This window comes from Luteibacter sp. TLI7-4A, assembly GCF_056754745.1.
The window spans coordinates 217,862-242,529 of sequence record NZ_JBPGWO010000001.1 but is presented as its reverse complement, the minus strand read 5'-3'; the positions used below and the strand labels follow the sequence as shown (position 1 = coordinate 242,529).

The window sequence follows — 24,668 nt, the reverse complement described above, 5'->3', positions numbered from 1 at the left end:
TTATCCTGCGACGATGTTGACGATCTTGCCGGGCACGACGATCACCTTGCGCACGGTCTGGCCTTCGAGCAAGCGGGCCACGTTGGGTTCGGCCCGCGCCATGGCTTCCGCCTCGTCCTTCGAGGCCGATGCCGGCACCTCGATGGTAGCGCGAAGTTTGCCGTTCACCTGCACCGCGTAGGTCAGCGAGTCGCGGACCAGCGCCGCCGGGTCCACTTGTGGCCAGCCGGCGTCCTCGACCAGGGTCTCTCCATGCCCGAGCACCTGCCACAGCGCATGGGAGACATGCGGGGTGAATGGGTTGATCAGCTGGACGATGGCCGTGAAGGCCTCCTGGCGCAGCGCCCTGCCCTGGGTGCTGGCGTCGTCGAACTTGCCCAGCGCGTTCAGCAGTTCCATCAGCGCGGCGATGGCCGTATTGAAGGACTGGCGGCGGCCGATGTCGTCGCCCACCTTCTGGATCGTCTCGTGCAACTGGCGGCGCAGCGTCTTGCGCGCGGCTTCGCCCGCGGCGTCCTCGCCCGAAGCGACGGACGAGGCATGCGTGTTGATATCGCGCCAGAGGCGGCGCAGGAACCGCGCCATGCCTTCCACGCCGGCTTCGTTCCACTCCAGCGACTGGTCCGCCGGTGCGGCGAACATCGAGAACAGGCGCACGGTGTCCGCGCCGTACTTCTCGACCATCGACTGCGGGTCCACGCCGTTGTTCTTCGACTTGGACATCTTCTCGACGCCACCGATTTCCACCGGCTTGCCGTCGGCCCGCAGCACCGCGCCGACGATGCGCGCGCGTTCGTCGCGCTGCACGTCGACATCGGCCGGGTTGAACCAGGTGCTGGAGCCGTCGGCTTCCTTACGGAAGTACGTCTCGGCGATCACCATGCCCTGGCAGAGCAGGTTCGTCGCCGGCTCGTCGCTGTCCACCAGCCCTTCGTCACGCATGAGCTTGTGGTAGAAGCGGAAATACAACAGGTGCAGGATCGCGTGCTCGATGCCGCCGATGTACTGGTCGACCGGGGTCCAGTAGTTGGCGCGTTCGTCCACCTGCCCGTTCGCACCGGGGCTCGTGTAGCGCGCGTAATACCAACTCGATTCCATGAAGGTATCGAAGGTGTCGGTTTCGCGTTCGGCGGCGCCGCCACAGGTGGGGCACGTGGTCTTGCGCCATGCCGGATCGGCCTTGATCGGCGATTGCACGCCGGAGAAGGCCACGTCTTCCGGCAGCACCACCGGCAACTGGTCTTCGGGCACCGGCACGGCGCCGCACGCAGGGCAATGGATCACCGGGATCGGGCAACCCCAGTAGCGCTGGCGGCTGACGCCCCAATCGCGGATGCGCCAGTTGACCCGGCGCTCGCCACGCCCGGCGGCCTCGAGTTTCGCGGCGATGGCATCGAACGCCGCCTTGAATTCCAGTCCGTCGAACTCGCCCGAGTTGATCAGCGTGCCGTAGTCGGTGTACGCGCCGGCGGTCTGGATGTCGTTCTCGAAGGTCTTGATCGTCTCGACCGCGGCGGACGACTGGTAAGCGTCCGAGGAGCCGCCATCCAGCGCGTTCTGCACCGTGTCGGTGCCGTCGGCGGCGAGATCGCGCTTCAGTTCCGCGACGGCGTCGACGACGCCACGGTCGACCACCACCATCTTGATCGGCAGGGAATACTTCTGCGCGAACTCCCAATCGCGCTGGTCATGCCCGGGCACGGCCATGACGGCACCGGTGCCGTAGCCCATCAGCACGAAGTTGGCGACCCATACCGGCACCTTTTCACCGGTGAGCGGATGCGTGGCGTCGATGCCGGTGTAGTAACCGCGCTTCTCCTGCGTTTCCAGTTCGGCCTCGGATACGCCGCCTGCCTTGCAGCTCTCGATGAATTCCGCGAGGCCCGGGTTACCCTCGGCCGCGCGCGTGGCGATCGGGTGCTCGGCGGCCACCGCCACGTAGGACACGCCCATGAGCGTGTCCGGCCGGGTGGTGAATACCGTGAGCGGCTCGTCCTGGCCATCCACGTCGAAGGTGATCTCCAGGCCCTCGGACCGGCCCAGCCAGTTGCGCTGCATGGTCTTGACCGCTTCGGGCCAGCCCGGCAGCGTGTCGAGGCCATCGAGCAGTTCCTGCGCGTAGGCGGTGATCTTCAGGAACCACTGCGGGATCTCGCGTTTCTCGACCACCGCGCCGGAGCGCCAGCCCCGGCCGTCGATGACCTGCTCGTTGGCCAGCACGGTCTGGTCGACCGGATCCCAGTTCACGACGCTGTTCTTGCGGTACACCAGGCCTTTCTTCATCAGCCGGGTGAACATCTGCTGTTCCCAGCGGTAGTACTCCGGCTTGCAGGTGGTGACCTCGCGGGTCCAGTCGTACGCGAAGCCCATGCGCTTCAACTGCTCGCGCATGTGCTCGATGTTCTTGTAGGTCCACTTCGCCGGCGCCGTGTTGTTCTTGATCGCGGCGTTCTCGGCGGGCAGGCCGAAGGCGTCCCAGCCCATCGGCTGGAGCACGTTCTTGCCCTGCTGGCGCTGGAAACGGCTGATCACGTCGCCGATGGTGTAGTTGCGCACGTGGCCCATATGCAGGGCGCCCGACGGGTACGGCAGCATCGAGAGGCAGTAATACTTCGGCCTGGACGTGTCTTCCGTGACCTCGAAGGCGCGGGTTTCGTTCCAGAAGCGCTGGGCGGCCGTCTCGACGACGTCCGGGGCGTAACCGCCCTGCTCGCGCGTGCCCTGATCGTGGGTGTCCTGCATGGAGTTCGGTACCAATGGAATGCTCGGTTGGCCGCAAGGAAAAACGCGGCGGTCAATCGCGGGAGACTATCCCACGGGGCCGTTCGGGCCAAGTGTTGAGGCCACTTGAGGTGGGAGCCGACCCTGTCGGCGATGGGTGCTTGTCGTAACCTGGCCCGCTGCGCGGGATCGCCGACAAGGTCGGCTCCCACCTTGAGCGGCTCACCGGCGCTCCCCCGGCTACTGGCAGGGAGGGTTCTGGCCGGCGGCCACGGCGCGCACGGCCGCGGCGACCTGGTCGGCCACCTTGCCAAGGGCGCGCTGGTGGGCCTCGACCAGGCTGCCGTACGTCGAGCCGGCAGGTTCGGCGACGCGCGACGCGCAGTTCGCGGCGACGCCCTCGGCGCCACGGACCGACCAGGAGGCTTCCAGCGTAGCGTTGCCGCCCACTTCCGAATCGAACCGGCGGACATCGAGCCGCACGCCGACGACCCGGGCGTCCTTTGCCCGTGGCAACCCGTGCACGTCGTGGGTCCCCAGCCGCGCCGCCAGATCGGCCGATAGCGCGCCGCGGATCTCGTCGCCCAACGGCGAGGCCCAACGTTCGCCATCGAGCACGGCGATGCCACTGGCGCCCTGGCGCAACACCAGCGCCGGCTGGTCGACCTGGGGCGGCACGGCCACCGGCTGCACGTCGATGACGAAGGCGGCGGAAGCCGCCGGCATCGGCGCAGACGGCGGAACCAGCGTGTGGAAGTGGGTCGGCGCGGAGGCGCAGGCGGCCAGCGAGCCGATCAGGATGGCGGCACCGGCGAGGCGGAGGGTATGCGTCATGGCTGTTCTTCCTTGCCCTGCTTCGTGGACGGCGGGGTATTGATCTTCGGCGGCGCGTCGGCGCCGCGACCGCGCAACAGCGCTTCCGGATGCCGTCCCAGGTAATCGGTGAAGGCGCGGACCGAACGCACGGTGCGTTGCAATTCCTCCAGCGTGTTGGCGATGTTCTGCTGCAAGGGCGAATTCTCGGACAAGGCGTCGTTGGCCGTGCCAACCGTCCGGTTCACGCCCTGCAAGGTCTTCTTCGCCTCGGGCAGGAGCTCGCCGTTGACCTGCTTCAAGGTGCCCTGGAGCTCCTTCAGGCTGCCGTCGAGGTTCTTGCCGATCGAGTCGAACGGAATCTTCTCGACCTTGTCGACGATGCTGGAAAGCTGTTCCTGCAAGTGGTCGAAATCGCCCGGCGTCGTCGGCACCTCCACCGGCTTGGCCTTTTCGTCGAACGCGACCTTGGGCGCCTTCGGGTCGAAGTCGAGCGCGATGTAGAGCTGGCCGGTGAGCAGGTTGCCGGTGCGCGCCTGCGCACGCAGTCCGTGCGCGACCAGCCCGCCCATGATCCGCGGGAACAGGCTGTCCTCGTCGCCGCCGACGGCCTTGGCCAGCTTCTCGTTGGCCTGGCCCAGGCGCTGCGGGTAGACCAGCGCACCGACGATGACCGGGAAGGTCTGTGTCTTCGGATCGTAGTCGAGGTTCACCGAGACCACGCGGCCCACCTTGACGCCCAGCAGTTCGACGGGAGCATCGACGGTCAGCCCGCGTAGCGAGTGTTCGAAACGCATGCGGATGTAACGCGGCTTGCCGTCGGGCGGTGCCAGTGCCGTGGTCTGGTCGCTGAAGAGGGTGTATTCCGCCATTTCCGGCGCGGGCGCTTCGTCATGCGGCCCCGGCGGATCCTGGAAGGCGACGCCGCCGGCGATCACCGTGGCCAGCGACTGCGTGTTCATCTTCAACCCGTCGGCACCGAGCGACACGTCGACGCCGCTGGCGTTCCAGAAGCGCGTGTCCTTTCCTACGAAGCGATCGTTGGGCCCGTCGATGAAGAGCTGCAACGAGACGCCCTTGCCGTCCTTGTCCAACTCGTACGAGACGATCCGGCCGACCTGGATGCGGCGGTAATAAACGGGCGAACCGATATCCAGCGAGCCGAGATCGGAGGAATGCAGGACGAACCGTCGGCCGGGCGCGCCATGGGTCACCGCCGGTGGTGTTTCCAGGCCCGTGAAGTCGCTTTGCTCCTCGTCCGAATCGCCGGCGTCCGCGCCGATGAAGGCGCCCGAGAGCAAGGTATCGATGCCGGATACACCGCTGGCCCCGATGCGCGGGCGCACCACCCAGTAACGGGTGCCCTTGGTGGCGAAGGCGCTGGCATCCTTCTCGAGGTCGATCATGACCGTGATGTGCGTGCGGTCGCGCGAGAGACGCATCGTCGTGACCTTGCCGATCACCACGTTCTTGAACTTGACCTGGGTCTTGCCCGCCTCGATGCCCTCGGCGGTGAGGAAGGTGACGGTGATCCGCGGGCCGGCCGACATGTAATGGTTGACCAGCAGCGAGATGCCGACAAGCGCGGCCACGATGGGCACCAGCCAGATCAGCGAGAAGCCCATCTTCGACCGGCGCACGACCGGTTGCGGCAGGTCCTCCGGCGGAGGCGTGTTTCCTACGTTGGTGTCGCTCATTGCGATTTCCTGTTGTCCCAGATCAGGCGGGGATCGAAGCTCATGGCCGATAGCATCGTCAGTACGACGACCACGCCGAAATAGACCACGCCGGGCAAGGGCTCGACGCGGCTGAGGATCTTGAAATGGACCAGGGCCGACAGGATCGCCACGACGAACACGTCGAGCATCGACCAGTAGCCGACCAGTTCCACGAAGCGGTACAACCGCGCACGCTGCTTCGCGACGAACCCGCTGGAACGCTGCACGGACACCAGCAGGTAACCCATGATGACGAACTTCAGCACGGGCACGATGATGCTCGCCGTGAAGACGATGACCGCGAGGCCGGGGGAGCCCGCCCGCCAGAGCTCCGCGATCCCGCTGAGGATCGTGTTGTCGTCCTTCGACGAGAGGCTCTGCGTGCGCATGATCGGGAACACGTTCGCCGGGATGTAGAAGATCGCCGCCGCCGCGAGCAAGGCCCAGGCGCGGGCGATGCTGCCGCGCTTGCGCGCGTGCAGGGCGTTGCCGCAGCGTGGGCAGTGCGCGTGCGGATCGTCCGTGTACGCCGTGACCAGCCGGCACACATGGCAGGACATCATGCCCAGCTCGCTGGCCCGCGGCGGCGCGTTCATGCCCTCGCCTCCCGCGTGATGTCCCAGAGCTGCCGCGGGTCGTGGCTGGAGAACAACGTGACCAGCAAGGTGAGGAAGCCGAAGGCCCAGATACCCGGCCCCGGCACCACGTCGAAATAGGTATGCGCCTTGACCACCGCGACGAGCGTGCCCAGCATGAACACCTCGATCATGCTCCATGGCTTCACCCTGACCAGGGTCGACATGGCCTGGGCGAAACCCGGTGCACGGCGCCCGTCGCGGGCGAACCAGAGCACCCAGCCGAAGATCAGTATCTGGCTGAGCGGGAAGAAGAACAGGGTCATCGCGCTGAGAAAGGCCACCACCTGGGCGCCATCGTTCCACATGGCGATCACCGCGCCCCACAGGGTGGTGGCCGCGGTCATCCCGGACAGGCCGAGCGTGACGATGGGCGAGACATTGGCGATGACGAAGACGATGAGCGCGGCGACGATCAGGGCGAACTGCGCTTCCACGCCGAGCCATTGGTGCCGTTCCAGCACGGCGCCGCAAACGACGCAGTCGGCGACCTCCCCACGGGCGAGCGGGCGCCTCCGGTAGACGGAGTCGCAGTGTTCGCAGACGATCAGTTCCTGGGCGTTATGCATGCCTTCCCGGCGCTTCGAGGCCGCACCGGCCCGCGCCATATGATCGCAAATCCGCGTAAACGGCGCATGACGCGGTGGATAGGAGTAGTCCTAAAAGGCCCCGGGGGCTTGATATGCTCCCGCCCTTCCCCGACTTACCGGGGCATCGACACCTTGTCCCAGGAGCCTTCCGTGAGCAGCGCCCAGACCCGCAATGAACATGTCTTCGACGCGACCACGGCCGGTTTCGAGAACGACGTCATCAACGCGTCGCTCCAGACCCCCGTCCTGGTCGACCTGTGGGCCGAATGGTGCGGCCCCTGCAAGTCGCTCGGGCCGATCCTGGAAAAGCTGGCCGCCGAGTACAACGGCGCCTTCCGCCTGGCCAAGATCGACGTGGATGCCGAACAGCAGCTGGCCGCCATGTTCGGTGTCCGCAGCATCCCCACCGTGGTCCTGATCAGCGGTGGCCAGGTGGTCGATGGCTTCGCCGGCGCACTGCCGGAGGGCCAGATCCGCGAGTTCCTCACCCGTCACGGCGTGCAACCGGCCGATGCGGCCAACGACGAAGACATCGCGCCGGCACCGGTTGAAACCGCCGAGGAAGCCATCAACCGCCTCCAGCAGGCCATCGCCGCCGAACCGGATCGCGCCGAACTGAAGCTCGACCTCGCCCTGGCCCTGATGCGCGCCGGCCAGGTCGAACCGGCCCAGGCCGAACTCGACGCCCTGCCCGCCAACCTCGCGACCGACGCCCGCGCGGTACGCCTGCGCAGTCAACTGGAACTGGCCCGCGCGCTGGCCGGTGCCCCGTCGCTGGCGGAGCTCCAGGCACGCGTGCAGGCCAACGATTCCGACTGGGAGGCACGCGACCTGCTTGGTGTGCGCCTGCTGATCGAAGGCGACGCCCCGGCGGGCCTCGACCAGTTCATCGATGTCCTCAAGCGCCAGCGCGACTGGAACGAAGGACAGGCGAAGAAGCGGCTGCTCGCGGCGTTCGCGACGATCGACGACGCGGAGCTGGTTGGCGCGTATCGCCGCAAGATGGCATCGCTGCTGTTCTGATCAGCGGCGCTTGCGCCGCACGTAGAGTTGCTTGCGCACCGTGGCCACGAGCTCGCCCGATGCCGTGCGGACATCGGTGTCGAACCAGCGAAGGCATTTCTCGCCGTTCGCGGTGGCGGCGCGCAGCTCGTCGAGCAAGGATTCCTCGACGCGGAACTCCGCATAGACATCCTCGCGACCTGGCGCGACGAAACGGATCTCCCCTGCCTGGTCCCATACGATGTAGTCGTTGCCGAGACTCTTGAGCACCATGATCATCCAGAACGGGTCGGTCATGGAAAAAAGGTTGCCGCCGAACTGCGTGCGCACGTAGTTGCGGTTGTACCAGGCGAGTTTCAGGCGCACCTTCGCGTACCGGTAATCGTCCATCCGCACCACCCGGATTCCGGTGAACAGGAAAGGTGGCCAGGCGTTGAGGATGCGCCGCAAGGTGGGTGCGTTCATGGCGCCCATGCTATCGGCCACCGCCCTCCGCGCAAGACCCCCGTTTCAAACGATAGCGGCGATTCAAGGCACGAGGACGGCCGCTCCGCTGAGACGTCCGGAACGCAGGTCGTCCAATGCATGGTTCGCTTCTTCGAGCTTGTAGGTACGGGTGGTGGCCCGCAAGCCGGCGCCAAGGGGGGATCCGAAGAACGACGTCGCGTCGTCACGAGTGAGGTTGGCGACGGAGACGATCTCGCGTTCCTCCCAAAGCCAGCGATAGGGAAAACCGGGGATATCGGACATATGAATGCCTGCGCACACCACCCTGCCGCCTTTTTTCACCTGCCGCAGGGCACGTACCACCAGGTCGCCGTCGGGCGCGAAGATGATCGCCGCATCCAGCGGAGTGGGAGCGCCGCCGAGCGACGAGCCCGCCCATGACACGCCGAGGGATCGTGCGAAATCCTGCGCGGCCACGTCTCCCTCGCGGGTGAAGGCATAAACCGTGCGTCCTTCCGCGAGCGCCATCTGGGCAACGAGATGAGCGGCCGCACCGAAACCGTATAACCCGAGGCATCGCCCACTGCCTGCACGGCGCAAGGATCGCCACCCGATCAGGCCCGCGCACAGCAGTGGCGCCAGGGCCACCGCGTCCCGATCCGTCGGCAGCGGTACGCAGTACGCCGCGTGGGCCACGACGTGGCTGGCGAAACCGCCCGGACGCGTGTATCCCGTGAATTCCGGTGCGTCGCACAGGTTCTCCCTGCCCTCGCGACAGAATTCGCAAACCTGGCAGGTGCCGCCCAGCCACGGAATGCCGACCCGGTCACCGATATGGAAAGCGTCGACCCCGGCACCCATCGCCACGACCCTGCCGACGACCTCGTGCCCGGGTATCACGGGCGGCCGCACTTCGGGCAACTCGCCATCCACCACGTGAAGATCGGTCCGGCAAACGCCGCATGCCTCCACGCGCACTTCGATGTCCCCCGGACCTGGCGCGGGAGAGTCGAGCCACACCAGCCGCAGGGGGGTTCCCACCGCTTCCAGCACCATGGCCCGCTTGCCCTGGCGAGCCGCCGCGCCGTCGCCATCGGTTGTCATCGCAGCCATCGACCGCCTCGTCCTCGTCGTCGTGGTCGCCAGCATGCGCCTGGCGGTCAGCGGGCAGGTTGACCTGCATCATCTGGGGCGCCGCCTTGCGAACGGCATCCCCATCGCTTCTAATGGATCGGCGACATCGACGAACTCCGGGGTTCTCCCGCGTACCGTCTCATCGAAGAGGATACCGCCGCGATGGCTTCGAACGAGCGGCCCGAGCACCGGCTACTGATTGTCGACGACGAGACGGAAGTCGCGACCATGCTCGCCCGCTATTTCGGCGGCCAGGGGTTCGAGGTGGTCACCGCGGCCGATGGCGAGCAGATGCGCCAGCGCCTCACCGAAGCGCGCATCGACCTGGTCATGCTCGACCTGGGCCTCCCAGGGGAAGATGGCTTTTCCATCACGCGCTATCTTCGGGAAACCTGGAAAGGACCGGTCGTGATCGTGACGGGCCGTGGCGATTCGGTCGACCGCATCGTTGGGCTCGAACTCGGTGCGGACGACTATGTGACGAAACCGTTCGACCTGCGTGAACTGCTCGCGCGGGTGCGCAGCGTGCTGCGAAGGACACACACATCCACCACCACCGTTTCCGAAACGCCGTGCGTCGGCGTGGACTATGCCTTCGGTGGGTTCATCCTCGACACACGTTCACGCACCCTGCGCTCGCCCGACGGAATTCCCGTCGACCTGACGACCGGCGAATTCGCTCTCTTGCGCGTCCTGGCCGAGAATGCCCACCGGGTGCTATCGCGCGACCAACTGATGACGCACCTCTATGGTCGCGCTGCCGGCCCGTACGACCGGGCCATCGACGTCCAGGTGGGCCGTCTCCGTCGGAAGATCGAGCCCGATCCGTCGCGCCCTGCGCTGATCAAGTCCGTGCGGGGTGCCGGTTACGTCTTCACCCCGTCGGTCACCCGGCCATGACACGGCCCAGCGCCTCGTTCGACGACAGCGGGCTGTTCCGCGTCCTTTTCGACATGGCCCCGGACGCCATGGTCGTCGTCGACCGGCTCGGTACGATCATGCTGACAAACCCCCAGGCGGATCGACTGTTCGGTTACCCGGCCCACGCACTCCACGGACGGCCCATCGAGGATCTTCTTCCCGCCGCGCTGCGCGACGTCCACGTGGCGCACCGCACCCAGTACATGGACAACCCTCGCGTGCGTCCGATGGGTGCGGGCTACGAACTCACGGGTGTGCGGGCGGACGGCACGGTCTTTCCCGTGGAGATCGGCTTGAGCCCGGCGCAGGTCGGAGGAAAACCCCTGTTCGCGGCGTCCATCCGCGACATCTCCGAAACGCAGCGAGCCCGGCAGGCCCTTGCACGGGCCCGCTACGACACCCGCGTCGCCGATATCAGCCGGCGCATCCTGCTGGCGGCAACCCACGACGCGGCCATGACGGAAATCCCCGCCCTCATCGCCGAAACGTTGTCCGTACCGACCGTCGCCGTGCTGCTGGTCGATCCGCATGGGGGCGGCCTCCGGATAGCCGCCGCTGTCGGTGTCGACGATCCCATGCGAATCCTGTTGACCGGCCTGCGCGGCTCGCAAGCCGGCGATCCCCTGCCCCGCGACGACCTGGATGGTGGACTGGTCACCCGAACCCCGCTGGGCGCGAACGCAGCGACCCATCCAGCCCTCGATGCGGTATTGGCCCTGTTACCCGACCGCGAGGCCCCCGCCGGCCATCTCGCCGTCGTGATTCCCCAAACCGAAACGTTCGACCGGGATCGCCAGCATTTCCTCCAGTCCGTGGCCAATGTGCTGTCCGCGTCGATCCAGCGCGGCCGCAGCGAAGAGCAACTGGCCCATGCGCAGCGACTGGACGCCCTCGGCCAATTGACCGGCGGCCTCGCCCATGACTTCAACAACCTGCTGACCATCGTCTCGGGCAACCTGCAGCTGCTCGAGTGGGACCTCGAGGCCGATGCCTCCACCCGCGAGACCATCGCCAGCGCGTCGCGCGCCGTGGAGCGTGGCTCGACGCTCACGCGCAAGCTGTTGAGCTTTTCACGGCGCCAGCGACTGAATCCCCAGCAGGTACGGACCGAACTGCTGCTGGCCGACCTCAGCGAGATGCTTGCCCGGACCCTCGGCGAACGCATCCGCGTCGTCGCCGACTGCCCCGTGGGACTGCCCGCCGTCTTCGCGGACCCGGGCGAACTGGAGGCCGCGCTGGTGAACCTCGCGCTCAATGCGCGCGATGCGATGCCACGCGGCGGCAAGATCAGTATCAATGCACGGTTGCATGAGCAGACCATGGATGGCGGCGACCTGCAGCCCGGCCCTTACGTCGTCTTCACCGTCGTCGATTCAGGCGAGGGCATGCTACCGGACGTGCTCTCGCGGGCGGTCGAGCCGTTTTTCACCACGAAGACGGGGGGCAAGGGCAGCGGACTGGGCCTGAGCATGGTCTACGGGTTCGTCAAGCAATCCAGCGGCAAGCTGTCCATCCATAGCGAACCCGGATCGGGCACGCGGGTGGAACTGTATCTGCCCTCGGTCGAGTACCGTGCCGCCGTCGCCCCCGCGGCGGATATCGTCGAAGGCGACGAGACCGTCCTCGTGGTGGAGGACGAAGAGGAAGTACGCCGGGTGGCGGCGTCCTTTCTACGCCGTCTCGGGTATACCGTGATAGAAGCCGGCACCGCCGAGACGGCACGCACCGCCTTCGACGGCCATCCCGAGATCGAGGTCGTGTTCACGGATGTGGTATTGGGCGGTACCGTAACGGGCCTGGATCTGGTGAACGAATTTCAACGCGAGCGGCCGGGCCTCAAGATACTGATGACTTCGGGCTACGAATATGGCGCGCCCGAGGATGACCGCCGTCGCCTGGGGGAACTCGAGTTGCTGCGCAAGCCTTATCGTCGTGAGCAACTCGCGACGTCGATGCGTCGCGTGATCGATGGCGGCTGATCACGCGGCCTGGGCGCAGCAGGCCATCGCACGCAGGCCATCGACATCCAGGACGCGTACTTCCCGGCGTTGCACCTCGATAAAGCGCAGATCGGCAAGATGGCTTAGCGCACGGCTGACGGTTTCGTGCTTGAGCGCAAGGAAACTGGCCATGTCCAGCCGGCTCATGCGCAGGATGAAGTGCTTCGCGCTATAGCCCAGCCGGGCGTGGCGCGCGGCGATGTCGATCAGGAAAGCGGCCACCCGCGGTTCGGCCGCCAGCGTGCCCAGCAACAGCATCCATGTACGGTCGCAACGGATTTCCGCCGCCAGCGCCGTGTGGATCTGCTCCTGGAGTTCGGGGATGCGTACCGCGGCCTTCATGACCGCCGGGTACGGCAGTTCCCAGGCTTCGCTGTCCTCCAACGCGATCACATCGCACGCATAGGCATCGAGGCCGATCGACTCCACGCCCGCCAGTTCACCGCGCATCTTGAAGGCGGTCACCTTTTCGCGGCCGTCGGTCGACGTGTCGCATATCTTGTAGGAACCGACGTGGACCAGATGAATGGCGCGGAACGGCTGACCCGCCCTGTACAGGTACTGGCCCGCGGCATGCTTGCGGCGTGTCACCGGCAACTCCCGCCGCAGCGCCTCCAGGTCGATGGCACTCAACGAGGGTGGCTGCACCGCCTGGCTCGTCCATGACGGATGGGTCGACGTACTCTGGCTGACGTTCGCGATCATGTCCTTTCCTCCCGGATGGTGGAGCCTTGCCATGCTTCGCAGCCTAGCCGCGCTCACTCATTCCCCGGTGTCAGGCGCGTATCCACGTGTAACGGTATGTAACAGCGGTCGTACCATGGCCCGGCCGCTCCAGCGGCGGACGCCGCGCTTGACGCCCATCAACACGCCGGGCCCCGAATTCACGTCAGATGATGTCGCCCTCATTGCGGAAGCCGCCGTGTTTCATCATCTTCTCGTTGCCACTGGGAGCCATCCACGGTCGTTCCGCGCCGTATGCGCGGGACTTCGCCTGGCCTGGTGCACCGGCATTCCGGTCACGATCCTGTTCGTCGTCGAAGTGTCGCCCCCGGGCGGGCGGGCCGAGCAGGGTTCGTCCCGCGACGCCATCGCGATGGGTGAACGCATGTTCGCCCGCGCACGAAGGATCGCCGCCTCGCTACGAGTCGATTGCACCTGCCGTTATGGATTCGGAAGCGACGTCGACAGCGTGATAGCAGAAGCCATGACGAGCCAGGGCTGCGACCTGCTGGTGCTTCCCCCGCCCCCGATCACGAAGCCAGCAGCAAGGGAAGCCGGCTGCGACGCATGAGGCTGAGGGTCGTTCCGCCGAATGCGAACGCAAGCGTGCGATGCCTGCCGGACGCGCCCGCGACGATCAGGTCGGCAGCCATGCTGTAAGCCTCCTCGAGGAGGATGTCCTCCGGCGGGCGCATCTGTGAATCGACGCAGGCGACCACCGCGGTAACGCCGTGGTGGGCGAGATGGGCACGCAGCCGCTCCGCACCGGCCACAGCCTGCCGCTGCGCGCGAGACGCACCGTAGCCCACCGCGATCACGATGCGTACGGTGGTGGCCTCGCGCAACCAGGGAAGCGCCTCGTGGAGCGCCCGGCACGCCTCCGGCCGGTCGTGCCACGCGATCAGTATCCGTCGCGGTGGCCCAGCTATCCGGGCGCAGCGCGGTACGACGAGTACCGGCCTGCCAGACATGGACACGACCTGGTCGAACCACCGAGGGCCGGCCACCATGGCCCGTTCGGGAGGCGCACCAAGCACGACCAGCCCCGCGGCGCGGACGCGCGCGACGATGTTCTTGGCGAGGGCGCGTTCCGGGAATTCCACCGCCGCGCAGGACAATGTCTGGCCCAGCCTCGCGGCGGTACGCCGCATCATGGCCAGGTGCGCCAATGCATCCTGCCGCCGTGCGAGGTGATCGGCGGCCAAGGCTTGCGCCATCGACACACCCCAGGGGCATTCCACCCGCGTTGGCATGGCGAGCGGGAGCCATGCCCGCCACGGCCGTCCCTCCCCGGCCACGGCCGCGGCGGCCTCTATGACGGTGCCATCGTGCGGCTCCATCGCCAACAAGCCAACGATGCCACCAAACCCAAGGGCGGCAGAGGCCAGGGAGTCGGCGGACGAGGCGGATGCGGGCGTAGCCATCGTGTGCCCTCAGTGAGAGAACAACACGGGGAGAGCCGCTTCCAGGAACAGGTCCCGGGTCGTACCGCCCAAGGCCCATTCGCGGAAGCGTCCGTGCCCATAGCCTCCTGCCACGATGAGGTCGGCATGGATGCGCGTGGCGCGGTCGATCAGCGCCATGCCGATAGAGCGACTCCCGGGGCTGATCGTGGTGCCGGTCACCTTCACGCCATGGCGCGCGAGATGCTCGACCAGCGATGCCATGCCGGCATCGTCATCGCCGGCCGCCTCGGTGGGAGATGCCGTAACGATTTCAACGCTATCGGCCGCGCGCAGGAAAGACATGGCGTCGTGCACCGCGCGCGCCGCCTCCGGCGTATCCGACCACGCCACCAGGACGCGTCGCGGCGGCAACGGATACGCCTTGCCAGAGGGCACCAATAGCACCGGCCGCCCGGATTCGAGCAACACGCCGGCGAAATAGGCGTGCACGACCGATGTGTCGAGCGGCTCCCGGTATGGCGTTGCCATCACGACGATGTCATTGCGCCGCACGGCCATGGCCGCAAGGCTGGCCGGCTCCACGCACAGCGCCTCCAGCAAGCGCGCGTCGCCGGGAACGGCAAGTTCGGCAAGTCGCGACCGCAACATCTCGACGCTCTTTCGTCCCGCCTCGCGCATGTCCGCGTACACCTCGCCGAAACCGGCATCCGGTATCAGGCCCCATGCATCGATAATGGGTGCGGGCATCACCAGCAACTGCAATACATCGAGACGACTGCCGTAGGCACGGGCCAGTGTCGCGGCGGCGTCCAGGGCCGCGGCGTCGCCGGGTGCGCCTGTCATGGCCACGGCGATATCCGCGTACGGCACGTGGGAGGCCACCCGTGACGAACCGGTGGCGCCGGCATGGATTGAAACGGACATGGGAACCTCGCGGCGACGTGACTGGCCTTCGTTATACGGCCGCCTACCCGTCGCGGGATTGACGCAGGTCAAGGCGCACTCCGCGTCCGGCACCACCATGTATCCGACACCTGCCGCGGATGTTCCTCTCACGATGGATCTTCTTATGGATCTCCTGGTCGCTGGCATGACGGCGATGCCGCCACTCCCGGGGCAATCCGACGATCCGTCGTGCGGGATCGGCGGCCTGGACGAGGACGAGGCGCGCCGGCGCCTGGAACGCGATGGGGCCAACACATGGTCGGCCGGACGCCAGCATCACTGGGTCCGGTTGCTTCGCGACATCGTGACGGAACCGATGTTCCTCATGTTGATCGTGGCCACTGCCATCTACGCCATGCTCGGCGACGGCGGCGAAGCGGCATTCCTGGGCGCATCCGTCCTTATCGTCATCGCCATCACGGTGACACAGGAGGTCCGGGCGCAAGGAGCGCTGGCGGCACTCCGCGAACTGGCGGCACCCCTCGCCCACGTACTCCGCTCGGGCAGGGAAAGGCGCATCCCCGCCACCGAGGTCGTGATGGGCGATACCCTCATGCTGCGTGAAGGCGACCGGGTCGCGGCGGACGGCGAATTGATCGACGGTACGGTCCTCGTGGACGAGTCGCTTCTCACCGGTGAATCGGTCCCCGTCGAACGCATATCCGGCGGTGCGGAGATCCTGGTGCATGCAGGCACGCTTGTGGTGGGGGGGCATGCGCGGATCCGCGTCACCGCGACGGGCGAACGCACCGCGTTGGGATCCATCGGCAAATCGATCGCGGAGGCCAGCTCGTTGCCGTCCGCCTTGCAGAAGGCGGCGGGACGCATCGTCAGGATCTTCGCGACGATCGCCATCGCCTTGGCCGTCATCCTGTGGCTGGTCAGCTGGTCATGGGCCGGAATGGCCCCCCTCGATGCCGCGCTGGCAGCCATTGCCCTGGCGATGGCCATCCTCCCCGAGGAAGTACCGGTGGTGCTTGCCGTGTTTTACGCACTCGGTGCCCGGCGCATCGCCAGGCACGAGGTGCTCACGCGCCGGCTCGCCGCCGTCGAAACCATGGGAACGATCTCCCTCCTCGCGGTAGACAAGACCGGTACGCTCACTCGCAACGAGATGGCCGTCACCGCGCTCGCCGACGTATCCGGAGGAGTCCGCATGGCCACCGAGCCCCTCGGGGAGGCGATGCGATCCCTGATGAGCGTCGCCGCGAATGCGTGCCCGCGTGGTTCCCTCGACCCGACCGACCGGGCCATCCTCACCTTCACGCGCACACACCTGCACGATCGTGCCGTGGGGGACGAACCCGTCGCATGGCACGAATACCCGGTGGCCCCGGGAAGGCCCTTCGTTTCGCGGGTGTTCGCGGGCACGGTTGCGGGTACATGGACCATGGCGACCAAAGGCGCGCCCGAAGCCATCGTCGATCTGTGCGGGCTGGACCAGGAGACGCTCAGCCGTGCCCTGGCCGAGGCGGCGGCGATGGCGGCGCGCGGCCTTCGCGTCCTTGCCGTGGCGCAAGCGGCTGTGCAGGGCGATGTCGCGCCGGAAGCGGTGCAGTCGATCCGTCATCGTTATGTCGGCCTGGTGGCGCTGGCCGATCCGCTCCGTTGCGACGTCCCGGCCGCCATGACCGAATGCCGTGGTGCGGGTATCCGGGTGGTGATGCTGACAGGCGACCACCCGGCCACGGCCGCGGCGATCGCCGCACAAGCCGGCCTGCGAAGCGATCACCTGCTTACAGGGGCGGAGATCGACCGTCTCGACGATGAGACATTGGCCATCCGCTTGCGGGAGACCGAGGTTTGCGCGCGCGTGCAGCCATCGCAGAAGCTGCGCCTCGTCGCGGCGTTCAGGCAGGCAGGGCATGTCGTGGGCATGACTGGCGATGGCGTCAACGACGCGCCGGCCTTGAGAGCGGCGGATGTGGGTGTCGCCATGGGGCGCCGCGGCAGTGACGTGGCGAGGGAAGCCGCCGACCTCGTCCTGCTGAGCGACCGTTTCGCCGCGTTGGTGAGCGCCATCCGGATCGGTCGCCGCGTCTACGATAACGTGCATCGTTCGATGCGCTTCATCTCCGCCGCCCACGTTCCCATCGTGATGCTCGCGATCGTGCCCGCGGTCATGCAATGGTCGCCCCTGCTGCTGCCTGTTCAGATCGCCCTGGTCGAGATGATCATCGATCCGGCCTGTTCCATCGTCTTCGAGGCGACGCCGGCCGCGAGGGACATCATGCGCCGCCCGCCCCGGCGACCGGACGAATCGCCCTTCGCCAGCCGCAATGTCGGCACCGGCCTGCTCGAAGGAGCGGGCATGGGTGCATTGCTGGTCGCAGCCTATGGACTGATGCTTTCCGCCGGCGTACCGGCCCCGTCGGCGCGGCTCGCCGCGTTCCTGGGTCTGCTGGCGACGACCGTCGTGCTCGTCCTGGCCGGTGGGGCCGACACGGCGGCGCCGGCGAAGCGGACACCCCTGGCGTCGGTGCTGGTCTTCGTCGCGCTGTCTGTCGCCGCCGGCGTGGCACTCATCCCCCCGTTACGGCACATCCTCGGATTTGCAGGCCCTTCGCTGCTCACCCTCGCCGTGCCTGTTTCATGTGCTGCCGGGGCCCTGCTTTGGCTGCGGTTCGTGAATTACCTGATCCACCGATACGCCCCTGCCCGCACGGGACAGGATCGGAAGCCGGCGCCACACCCTTATCGTGAGGAGAGCGAATCATGAAGATCCTGATACCCGTCGACGGCAGTGCGCACAGCACGCGTGCCGCGCGTTTCCTGCTACGCCGCTGGTCGGAGGCCAGCACGCCTCCGGACATCACCCTGGTCCATGTGGACGCGCCGCTGAACGCGCACATCAGCGGCTATCTCGATCCCGTCGCCGTGACGCAGTTCCATGCACACAACGGGACGATGGCGATGCGGCCCGTGCGCCGCCTGCTTGCCAGCGCCGGGCACATCCACGACGAACGGATGCTTGTCGGCGATGCGGCCGAAGAGATCGTGAGGCTGGCGGCGAAGGGGCGCTTCGACCTCGTGGCCATGGGCTCGCATGGGCGGGGTGCCGTGGGCAGCGTATTCCTGGGATCCGTGGTCCTGAAAGTACTGTCGCATTCGAAAATTCCCGTGCTCGTGGTCCGCTGAAAGCGACCCGACCACCCTCGTGAAATGGAGAAATCATCATGTTCAAGCACCTTCTCATCGCCACCGATGGCTCGGCCGTGGCAGCGCTCGCAACGCGCATGGCCGTGGATCTTGCGAAGACCTGTGGAGCGACGCTTACCGCCGTGCACGTGATCGAACCCTTCCGCGCCACCACCTACGGCGAAATGATGCTGCCGACGAGCGAGGCGGTGTATCTGGATAACGCGCGCACGCTTGCCACGCGTTACCTGCTCGAGGTGGAGCGGGTTGCCAAGGAGGAAGGCATACCGTGCACCACGGTGTGCGAGATCGGCGAACCCGTTCACCACGTGATCGAGGGTGTCGCCAAGGAAAGGGGATGCGATCTCATCGTGGTGGGTTCGCATGGCCGGCGTGGGCTCCAACGGCTCCTTCTCGGCAGCGAGACACAGAAGATCCTGCTGACGACACATCTTCCCGTGCTCGTATGCCATGCGTCGCATGCCGAGGGCTAGCCACTCCTTCCGGGGGGCGCTTCCGGAGGATTGACCTGCATCAACCGGCAGAACGCGCAGTCGCGCTATAACGCGTCATCGGTGCGCAAAACACGAGGGTTCCCATGGTGACGACCGCTTCCAACCCAGACCGCTCCACGCCCATGATGCAAACCTCCCTTCGCGCCGTGGGCGATGTGCTGGCTATCGTCGGTTCGCCCCGCGACGCCGCCTCTTACGTCAGCAGCCGCCTTGCGGCGCGTACCAACGGATCGGTGACCGGATGCTCCATGTCGGCGGCTTTCCTGGGACACGCTGCTCCCAGGGAGCCGACTGTCATGGCGCTCCTCGACCAGCCGCCCGCCGCACGGCGCCACGACGACCTCGCGCCGGGGGGCGATGGCGACCAGTTCATGCATCTCGCCCGGACCGCGGGGGTGCACGATCCACAATGGGCTGTCATCGAGAACGATGCCGCCGGACGACTCGCATCGCTCAGTACCTGGCACGATCTGGTCGTCGTCCAACGCCCCGCCGATCCGGATGCGAATCCGCTCGACGGTCTGAACCACCTGCTGCTCGGAACCGGCCTGCCCTGTCTTGTGCTTCCGGAGGTGTGCGCACCATGCGGGGTCTTCGACAACGTGATGCTCACGTGGGATGGCAGTGCGCCATCGACGCGTGCCATCCGTGCGGCATTGCCGCTGGTGGTGGCGGCACAACGGGTATGTGTCCTGGATGGCGCCGAACCCCACGCCGTCACGGACGGCATGCCGAGATTCGATCCGATGGCTTTCCTGGCCCGTCACGGTGTCGAGGTCACTCACAAGCGGTTGCATGCGATACCGTCCTCCGCCGGAGCGGCCATCCTCGACCGGGCACGCCGGTTCAAGGCCGAACTTCTCGTGATGGGCGCCTATGGACACACTCCGTTGCGCGAGCACCTGCTCGGAGGGGCGACGCGCCACGTACTGACCCACGGAACGATCGCCACGCTGCTTTGCCATTGACGGCTATGCCAGGCGGCATGGCACTCCGAACGCGGGACACGCCACGGAGACACCCCGTGCCTGCAGGATATCGCGCATGGCCGCCATCCCACCGTCCGGCTCGCCATGCACCAGGAATACCTGACGGCGGGGTTCCTCGCCCAGCCAGGCGAGCAGTTCGGGTTGACCCGCGTGGGCGGAAAAGCCATTGATGGTCCAGACACGCGCCCTCACGGGAACCTCGTGCCTGCCGATGCGCACGACCTTCTTGCCATCCACGATGTCCCTGGCCAAGGTGCCTTCGGCCGCGTAACCGACCAGGATCACCCCGGCACGTGAGCGGCCCAGGTTGTGCCTCAGGTGATGACGGACGCGTCCACCGGTGCACATGCCCGAACCCGCGAGGATGACGGCCCCTCCTTCGATCGCATTGATGGCCATCGACTCCTCCACGCCGTGGGTGAAGTGCAGGTGGGGCATCGCGAAGGGATCCTCATGCCGCAAGGCTTCCCGGAACCCTTCGCTGAAGCATTCGGGGTGGCGGCGAAAGATCGCGGTTGCGGATATCGCCATCGGCGAATCGAGGAAGACCCGGGTTCCCGGGGCTATCTTCCCTTCGCGCAAGCCTCCATGCAGGCAGTAGAGCACTTCCTGGGCGCGTTCCAACGCGAAGGTCGGGATGATGACATTGCCACGTGCCTTGAGCGTGTCCCCCACCGCGTCGAGGAATTCCTTCCGGGTAGCGTCGAACGACCGGTGTGGACGGTTGCCGTACGTGGTCTCCATGACGACGAAGTCGGCGGGAGGCGCCGGTACGGGGTCCCGCAGCATCCCGGACCCATGGTGCCCCAGGTCACCGGAGAACAACATGCGCCGGCGGTTCGTGCCGTCGTCCAGTTCCAGCAGCAGGAAGGCCGATCCGAGAATATGCCCTGCGTCGAGGAAAGTGGCGCGAATGCCGGGAGCGGCTTCGAATGCCTCACCGTATGCCGCGACCCGGTCGAACGCGTCGAGGGCACGAAACGCATCGTCCAGGCTGGAGACCGGCGTGGCATCGCGATCGCCCCGCGACCGGGCGCGCCTGGCCTCGTCTTCCTGGAGGGACGCGGCATCCAGGAGTACCACGCGGGCGAGATCGCGCGTCGCCGCCGTGGACACGATAGAACCGGCAAATCCGTCGCGCACGAGCTTGGGCAGCCTGCCGCAGTGATCCAGGTGGGCGTGGGTGAGGAGCACGATATCGATCGAGCGCGGGTCGAAAGCGAATCCACGCGTGTTGGCATCGAGTGCGCCATGCCCTCCCTGAAAAAGCCCGCAATCGACGAGTATCCTGCTGTCGCCGCATTCCACCAGGTGACAGGAACCCGTGACCTCCCGCGCGGCACCGTGACACGAATAAACGATCATGCGGCGGCATCCTGGCGGCAATCGATGGACAGCAGGTCATCCCTGGACGACGCGTACGCCACCGCGTGGTCGAGCATGGCCTCGCTCGTGGCGTGCACCTCGAACAGCGGCTGCCCCTTGTGCACATGATCCCCGACGCCCACCAGCAGGAACACACCGGCCTCGGGTATATCGGGAGCGCCAGCGAGCTTCGCCAATCGCGCCAGTTCACGGCATTTCATCGCCGTCACCCTCCCACCCGCCTTCGCCAGGACGGCGCGTGTATGACGAGCGATGGGAGGTTCGCGCATCCCGCCCTGAGCTTCGCAGATCGCTTCGAACCTCGCACCCGCGCGACCGCTGGCCAACGCCTCGGCGGCGAGCCGCCGCGCGCCGAGCTCGGTCATCCCGGGATCTGACAAGACAAGTACGGATGCCGCCAGGCGAATTGCCCGCTCGCGCAGTGCCACCGGTGCATCGGGCGCACGGCGAAGCACCGCCAGCACGTCGCGCGCCTCGAGCGCGGGACCGATGCCCCTGCCGATCGGCTGCGTTCCATCGGTGAATACCGCGCGAATCGCGATGCCCAGTTCGTTGGCAACGCAATAGAACATCTCCGCCAGCACTTCGGCATCTTCACGCGTACGCAACTTCGCGCTTGGCCCGACCGGGATGTCCACCAGCACGCTTGAAGCGCCGGAAGCCATTTTCTTCGCCAGGACCGACGCGACGATATGCACCGGCATGTTGATATCGAGCTGGCGCTCGATGCGCACCAGCCTGTCATCCGCGGGGGCCATGCCGATGGCTCCGCCCCATACGACACAGCCGTTCGTGCGCTCGACAACCTGCCGCATCCTTGCCTCATCCAGGTCCACCGGCGCCATGGTCTCCATGACATCCGCCGTTCCCGCTGCCGACGTGATCGCACGCGATGAGGTCTTGGGCATGATGACACCGAGGGATGCCGCGATCGCGACGATGATCGGGGTCGTGCGATTACCCGGCAGCCCGCCGACGCAATGCTTGTCGACGGGATGGCGGCCCGGCCAGGCCATGGTCCTGCCGGTGGACGCCAACGCCCGGGTCAACGCAACGACCTCGCGCATCGACAGGTTGCGATGCGCGGTGGCCACCAGAAATGCGGCCGTTTCCACGTCGGTATAGCGGCCGGCGGCCAGGTCGCTCACGATACCCCCGATCTGCTCTTCAGTGAGTGGCCGTCCATACATCTTGGCGCGGACCGATGCCAGCGAAGCTGGACGCACTGCAATGATGGAGGCGCCCTGGGTGTTACCGGCATGCATCGACACGGCACCCTCAAAGCTTGAGCGTGTGCACGACAAGGGTTTGATCGGAAGGATCGGGCGCCCTCGTGAAACCGAGGAAATGGGCGAGTTGGCGCATCTCGTCGTTCTCGGCCAGGTCGAGCGAGAACATGGTCTTGAACCCATTCCGCCGGGCAACCTCGATGAGGTGGCGCATGAGTGTGACTGCCAAGCCTCGATGACGCCAGTCGTCGGCGACCGTCACGGCGCATTCGCAGCGGGCGCGGTCATCGGTTGCGCTGTAGCGGCTGATGCCGACTTCACGCAGTTCACCGTTGTCGTGCGCCAGAGCCACGAAGGCCATCGTGTTGACATAGTCGACGTCCATCAGGCCGGCGAGCAGCGCGGGCGACGCTTCGCGCATCTCTCCCAGGAACCGCCACCGGCGGGACTCCGGGGACAGGCGCCGGATGAATGCCTGCTCGCGCTCCTTGTCGTCAGGCCGCAGGGGGCGGATCAGAACGCGCGTACCGTCTCCGAGCGACTCGATCCAATGATCGCCTTCGGTCGGCGGGAAACCGGGATGATCGGTTGAAGGTGTAGCGGTCTTGCTGGACATGACGGACTCCGGCATGGCGGGATGTGTGAAGTTCCCGTATAGGTATAGTCGAGGTGCCGGCGACACGACTTGACCGTCGTCAAGCGTTCGCGTCACGGGGGCCGCCGATGCTCGGTCTGTGCCGTCACCATTCCTCGCAAGGCAAGAATGTCCGGGCCCTCGCCGGGTCCACCGACCTCCACCGCGCGCATCGCGCCCTCGATCGTCGGCGGTTCCTCAATGCGCGAACAGGACGGGAATGGCCGACTCGAGGAACAGTTCCCGCGTGGTGCCGCCGAGTGCCCACTCACGCAAGCGGCTGTGGCCATAACCACCGGCGACGATCAACTGCGCGCGCGCCCGGCTGGCGCGATCGAGGATGACCCGGCTCACGGGCCGCCCGCGCGACTTGTCGGTCACGATCCGCGTCGCCACGCCGTGGCGTGACAGGTGGGCGGCGAGGCTCGTCCCGAATGCGTCGGCGCCCTCGAACCCCGTCGGCACCGGGTCGACCATGACGATATCGACGGCCTCGGCTGCTTCCAGAAGCGGCAGGGCATCGTGCACCGCACGCGCGCACTCCCGCGTTTCCGACCACGCCACCACCGCGTGCCGGGGAGGGAGCGAGACATCGCACGTGGCCGGCACGGCCAGCACCGGCCGCCCGGATTCGAGCAGCAGTCCAGCGAAATAGCGATGAACCAGCGCGGCGTCGGCGGGCGCATTGGCGGGCCTCGATATCACCGCCAGGTCGGTGCGGCGCGCGCCGGCCGCGGCAACATCCGGCGGAGTGTCGAACAAGGTTTCCAGCACGTGCACGCGGCCCGTGACACCGAGCGATTTCATCCGGTTGTCCAGGTCGATGGTCCGTTTCGCCGCCTCTTCCCGTATCCGGGCATAACGCTCCATGAGGTCGGGGTCGGGCATGAGCGCCCATGCGTCCGTCACCGGAGCGGGCATGGCCAGCACCTGCAGAACCTCGAGCTCTCCACCAAAACGACGAGCCAGCGACGCGGCGACGTTCAGAGACGTGTCCTCGCCGGGCGTTTGCGTCAGGACGACGGCGATATCGCGATAGACCGGCTCGTCATGGCCGGTCCGGTCGTGAACGGGTTTGAGGACGGGAGGGGAAGACATGGCGACCTCGTCTGGGTTGGCGTGAGAGTCGTTGTATCGCCGATCGCGACACCGAGGCTTGACGCATATCAAGCTGGCGCGGGATGCGGCGGTGCACGCTCGCCCTCATGGGTTACGGCAGCCGGTGGAGGAAAAATGATCAAGACCATTCTTCTCGTGATCGATAGCGCGGACGGGGCGGGGCGGGCGACGGATCAGTGCATGGCGCTGGCCGTCGCGCTGGGCAGCCAGGTCAGGGTGCTCTACGTGATGTCCCCCTTGCCGGCAGTGGAGCGGGCCGCGGACGCCCTGGGTGGCACATGCCGCGACCGCTGGGCCGCGCGTGCAGGCGAGGCGCTCGACGAAGCCGCCGCGGCCGCCCAGCGTCATGGCATCGCCGTGTCCACCACGATCGTCGTGGACAGCCGCCACGACATGGCCATCCTCGACCAGGCGGCGCGGCACCAGTGCGATCTCATCGTGCTGCAAGGCCATCAACAGGACGCCTGGGCGTCCAGGGCCATTGCCCGCAAGGTGATCCTGGACAGCAACGTGCCGGTCCTGGTGATGCCCTGATATTCCCCGGCCATGACCTATGGCACAGGTCGCCCCGCCCCCCGGCCCCGACCATCGGTCGATACATCC

Annotated in this window: 23 protein-coding genes; 9 read left to right on the top strand and 14 right to left on the bottom strand. The window is 66.8% G+C overall.

All coding sequences use genetic code 11. From position 1 onward, the window contains the following. From leuS to ACR9Y6_RS01120, 5 genes are all read right to left on the bottom strand, one after another. On the bottom strand, window positions 1–2,742 hold the full coding sequence (gene leuS, locus ACR9Y6_RS01140; protein WP_481279614.1) for a leucine--tRNA ligase: 2,742 nt from the start codon (window positions 2,740–2,742) through the stop codon (window positions 1–3). Window positions 2,743–2,961: 219 nt separating this feature from the next. Next, window positions 2,962–3,555: a PqiC family protein gene (locus ACR9Y6_RS01135; protein WP_481279613.1), complete on the bottom strand. Its 594-nt coding sequence runs from the start codon at window positions 3,553–3,555 to the stop codon at window positions 2,962–2,964. Then, window positions 3,552–5,231, bottom strand: a complete 1,680-nt coding sequence (locus ACR9Y6_RS01130; RefSeq protein ID WP_481279612.1) for a PqiB family protein — start codon at window positions 5,229–5,231, stop codon at window positions 3,552–3,554. The genes ACR9Y6_RS01135 and ACR9Y6_RS01130 overlap by 4 nt, the downstream gene beginning before the upstream one ends. Next, complete coding sequence (locus tag ACR9Y6_RS01125) at window positions 5,228–5,848, bottom strand: paraquat-inducible protein A (RefSeq protein WP_481279611.1); 621 nt, start codon at window positions 5,846–5,848, stop codon at window positions 5,228–5,230. Before ACR9Y6_RS01125 ends, ACR9Y6_RS01130 begins: the two co-directional genes overlap by 4 nt. Continuing rightward, complete coding sequence (locus ACR9Y6_RS01120) at window positions 5,845–6,456, bottom strand: paraquat-inducible protein A (RefSeq protein ID WP_481279610.1); 612 nt, start codon at window positions 6,454–6,456, stop codon at window positions 5,845–5,847. The genes ACR9Y6_RS01125 and ACR9Y6_RS01120 overlap by 4 nt, the downstream gene beginning before the upstream one ends. 171 nt (window positions 6,457–6,627) lie before the next feature. Here ACR9Y6_RS01120 and trxA point away from each other — a divergent pair, with 171 nt between their 5' ends. After that, on the top strand, window positions 6,628–7,500 hold the full coding sequence (gene trxA, locus ACR9Y6_RS01115) for a thioredoxin (RefSeq protein WP_481279609.1): 873 nt from the start codon (window positions 6,628–6,630) through the stop codon (window positions 7,498–7,500). On the opposite strand, the gene ACR9Y6_RS01110 is transcribed toward trxA, so the two are convergent. Both ACR9Y6_RS01110 and ACR9Y6_RS01105 read right to left on the bottom strand, forming a co-directional pair. After that, window positions 7,501–7,944: a DUF4442 domain-containing protein gene (locus ACR9Y6_RS01110; RefSeq protein ID WP_481279608.1), complete on the bottom strand. Its 444-nt coding sequence runs from the start codon at window positions 7,942–7,944 to the stop codon at window positions 7,501–7,503. A gap of 63 nt (window positions 7,945–8,007) precedes the next feature. Continuing rightward, window positions 8,008–9,039, bottom strand: a complete 1,032-nt coding sequence (locus ACR9Y6_RS01105) for a zinc-dependent alcohol dehydrogenase family protein (RefSeq protein ID WP_481279607.1) — start codon at window positions 9,037–9,039, stop codon at window positions 8,008–8,010. Between the two features lie 183 nt (window positions 9,040–9,222). Here ACR9Y6_RS01105 and ACR9Y6_RS01100 point away from each other — a divergent pair, with 183 nt between their 5' ends. Both ACR9Y6_RS01100 and ACR9Y6_RS01095 read left to right on the top strand, forming a co-directional pair. Continuing rightward, window positions 9,223–9,960 (top strand): response regulator, encoded by a 738-nt coding sequence (locus tag ACR9Y6_RS01100; RefSeq protein WP_481279606.1) that lies wholly within the window; start codon window positions 9,223–9,225, stop codon window positions 9,958–9,960. After that, window positions 9,957–11,960 (top strand): PAS domain S-box protein, encoded by a 2,004-nt coding sequence (locus tag ACR9Y6_RS01095; RefSeq protein ID WP_481279605.1) that lies wholly within the window; start codon window positions 9,957–9,959, stop codon window positions 11,958–11,960. Before ACR9Y6_RS01100 ends, ACR9Y6_RS01095 begins: the two co-directional genes overlap by 4 nt. On the opposite strand, the gene ACR9Y6_RS01090 is transcribed toward ACR9Y6_RS01095, so the two are convergent. Continuing rightward, entirely contained in the window at window positions 11,961–12,686 is a 726-nt protein-coding gene (locus ACR9Y6_RS01090; RefSeq protein WP_481279604.1) for a Crp/Fnr family transcriptional regulator, read from the bottom strand. It lies immediately after the preceding gene. Window positions 12,687–12,834: 148 nt separating this feature from the next. Between ACR9Y6_RS01090 and ACR9Y6_RS01085 the strand changes: the two genes are divergently transcribed. Then, entirely contained in the window at window positions 12,835–13,275 is a 441-nt protein-coding gene (locus ACR9Y6_RS01085; RefSeq protein WP_481279603.1) for a universal stress protein, read from the top strand. Here the strand turns inward: ACR9Y6_RS01085 and ACR9Y6_RS01080 are convergent. Both ACR9Y6_RS01080 and ACR9Y6_RS01075 read right to left on the bottom strand, forming a co-directional pair. After that, window positions 13,235–14,128 (bottom strand): universal stress protein, encoded by an 894-nt coding sequence (locus ACR9Y6_RS01080; RefSeq protein WP_481279602.1) that lies wholly within the window; start codon window positions 14,126–14,128, stop codon window positions 13,235–13,237. The genes ACR9Y6_RS01085 and ACR9Y6_RS01080 overlap by 41 nt on opposite strands. 9 nt (window positions 14,129–14,137) lie before the next feature. Beyond that, window positions 14,138–15,034: a universal stress protein gene (locus tag ACR9Y6_RS01075; protein WP_481279601.1), complete on the bottom strand. Its 897-nt coding sequence runs from the start codon at window positions 15,032–15,034 to the stop codon at window positions 14,138–14,140. A gap of 145 nt (window positions 15,035–15,179) precedes the next feature. Between ACR9Y6_RS01075 and ACR9Y6_RS01070 the strand changes: the two genes are divergently transcribed. From ACR9Y6_RS01070 to ACR9Y6_RS01055, 4 genes are all read left to right on the top strand, one after another. Continuing rightward, entirely contained in the window at window positions 15,180–17,774 is a 2,595-nt protein-coding gene (locus tag ACR9Y6_RS01070) for a cation-translocating P-type ATPase (protein ID WP_481279600.1), read from the top strand. Beyond that, window positions 17,771–18,193 (top strand): universal stress protein, encoded by a 423-nt coding sequence (locus tag ACR9Y6_RS01065; RefSeq protein WP_306850038.1) that lies wholly within the window; start codon window positions 17,771–17,773, stop codon window positions 18,191–18,193. The genes ACR9Y6_RS01070 and ACR9Y6_RS01065 overlap by 4 nt, the downstream gene beginning before the upstream one ends. Window positions 18,194–18,231: 38 nt before the next feature. Next, on the top strand, window positions 18,232–18,687 hold the full coding sequence (locus ACR9Y6_RS01060; RefSeq protein WP_481279599.1) for a universal stress protein: 456 nt from the start codon (window positions 18,232–18,234) through the stop codon (window positions 18,685–18,687). Between the two features lie 317 nt (window positions 18,688–19,004). Next, window positions 19,005–19,676 (top strand): universal stress protein, encoded by a 672-nt coding sequence (locus ACR9Y6_RS01055; protein WP_481279598.1) that lies wholly within the window; start codon window positions 19,005–19,007, stop codon window positions 19,674–19,676. Window positions 19,677–19,679: 3 nt separating this feature from the next. On the opposite strand, the gene ACR9Y6_RS01050 is transcribed toward ACR9Y6_RS01055, so the two are convergent. From ACR9Y6_RS01050 to ACR9Y6_RS01035, 4 genes are all read right to left on the bottom strand, one after another. After that, on the bottom strand, window positions 19,680–21,062 hold the full coding sequence (locus ACR9Y6_RS01050) for an MBL fold metallo-hydrolase (protein WP_481279597.1): 1,383 nt from the start codon (window positions 21,060–21,062) through the stop codon (window positions 19,680–19,682). Continuing rightward, on the bottom strand, window positions 21,059–22,348 hold the full coding sequence (locus ACR9Y6_RS01045; RefSeq protein ID WP_481279596.1) for a thymidine phosphorylase: 1,290 nt from the start codon (window positions 22,346–22,348) through the stop codon (window positions 21,059–21,061). The genes ACR9Y6_RS01050 and ACR9Y6_RS01045 overlap by 4 nt, the downstream gene beginning before the upstream one ends. 13 nt (window positions 22,349–22,361) lie before the next feature. Continuing rightward, a complete protein-coding gene (locus ACR9Y6_RS01040) occupies window positions 22,362–22,928 on the bottom strand; it encodes an N-acetyltransferase family protein (RefSeq protein WP_481279595.1) in 567 nt (188 codons plus the stop codon). 216 nt (window positions 22,929–23,144) lie between these two features. Further along, window positions 23,145–24,044 (bottom strand): universal stress protein, encoded by a 900-nt coding sequence (locus tag ACR9Y6_RS01035; RefSeq protein WP_481279594.1) that lies wholly within the window; start codon window positions 24,042–24,044, stop codon window positions 23,145–23,147. A 135-nt stretch (window positions 24,045–24,179) separates the two neighbouring features. On the opposite strand from ACR9Y6_RS01035, the gene ACR9Y6_RS01030 reads away from it, so the two are divergent. Further along, window positions 24,180–24,599, top strand: a complete 420-nt coding sequence (locus ACR9Y6_RS01030; RefSeq protein WP_481279593.1) for a universal stress protein — start codon at window positions 24,180–24,182, stop codon at window positions 24,597–24,599. Window positions 24,600–24,668: the final 69 nt, after the last annotated feature.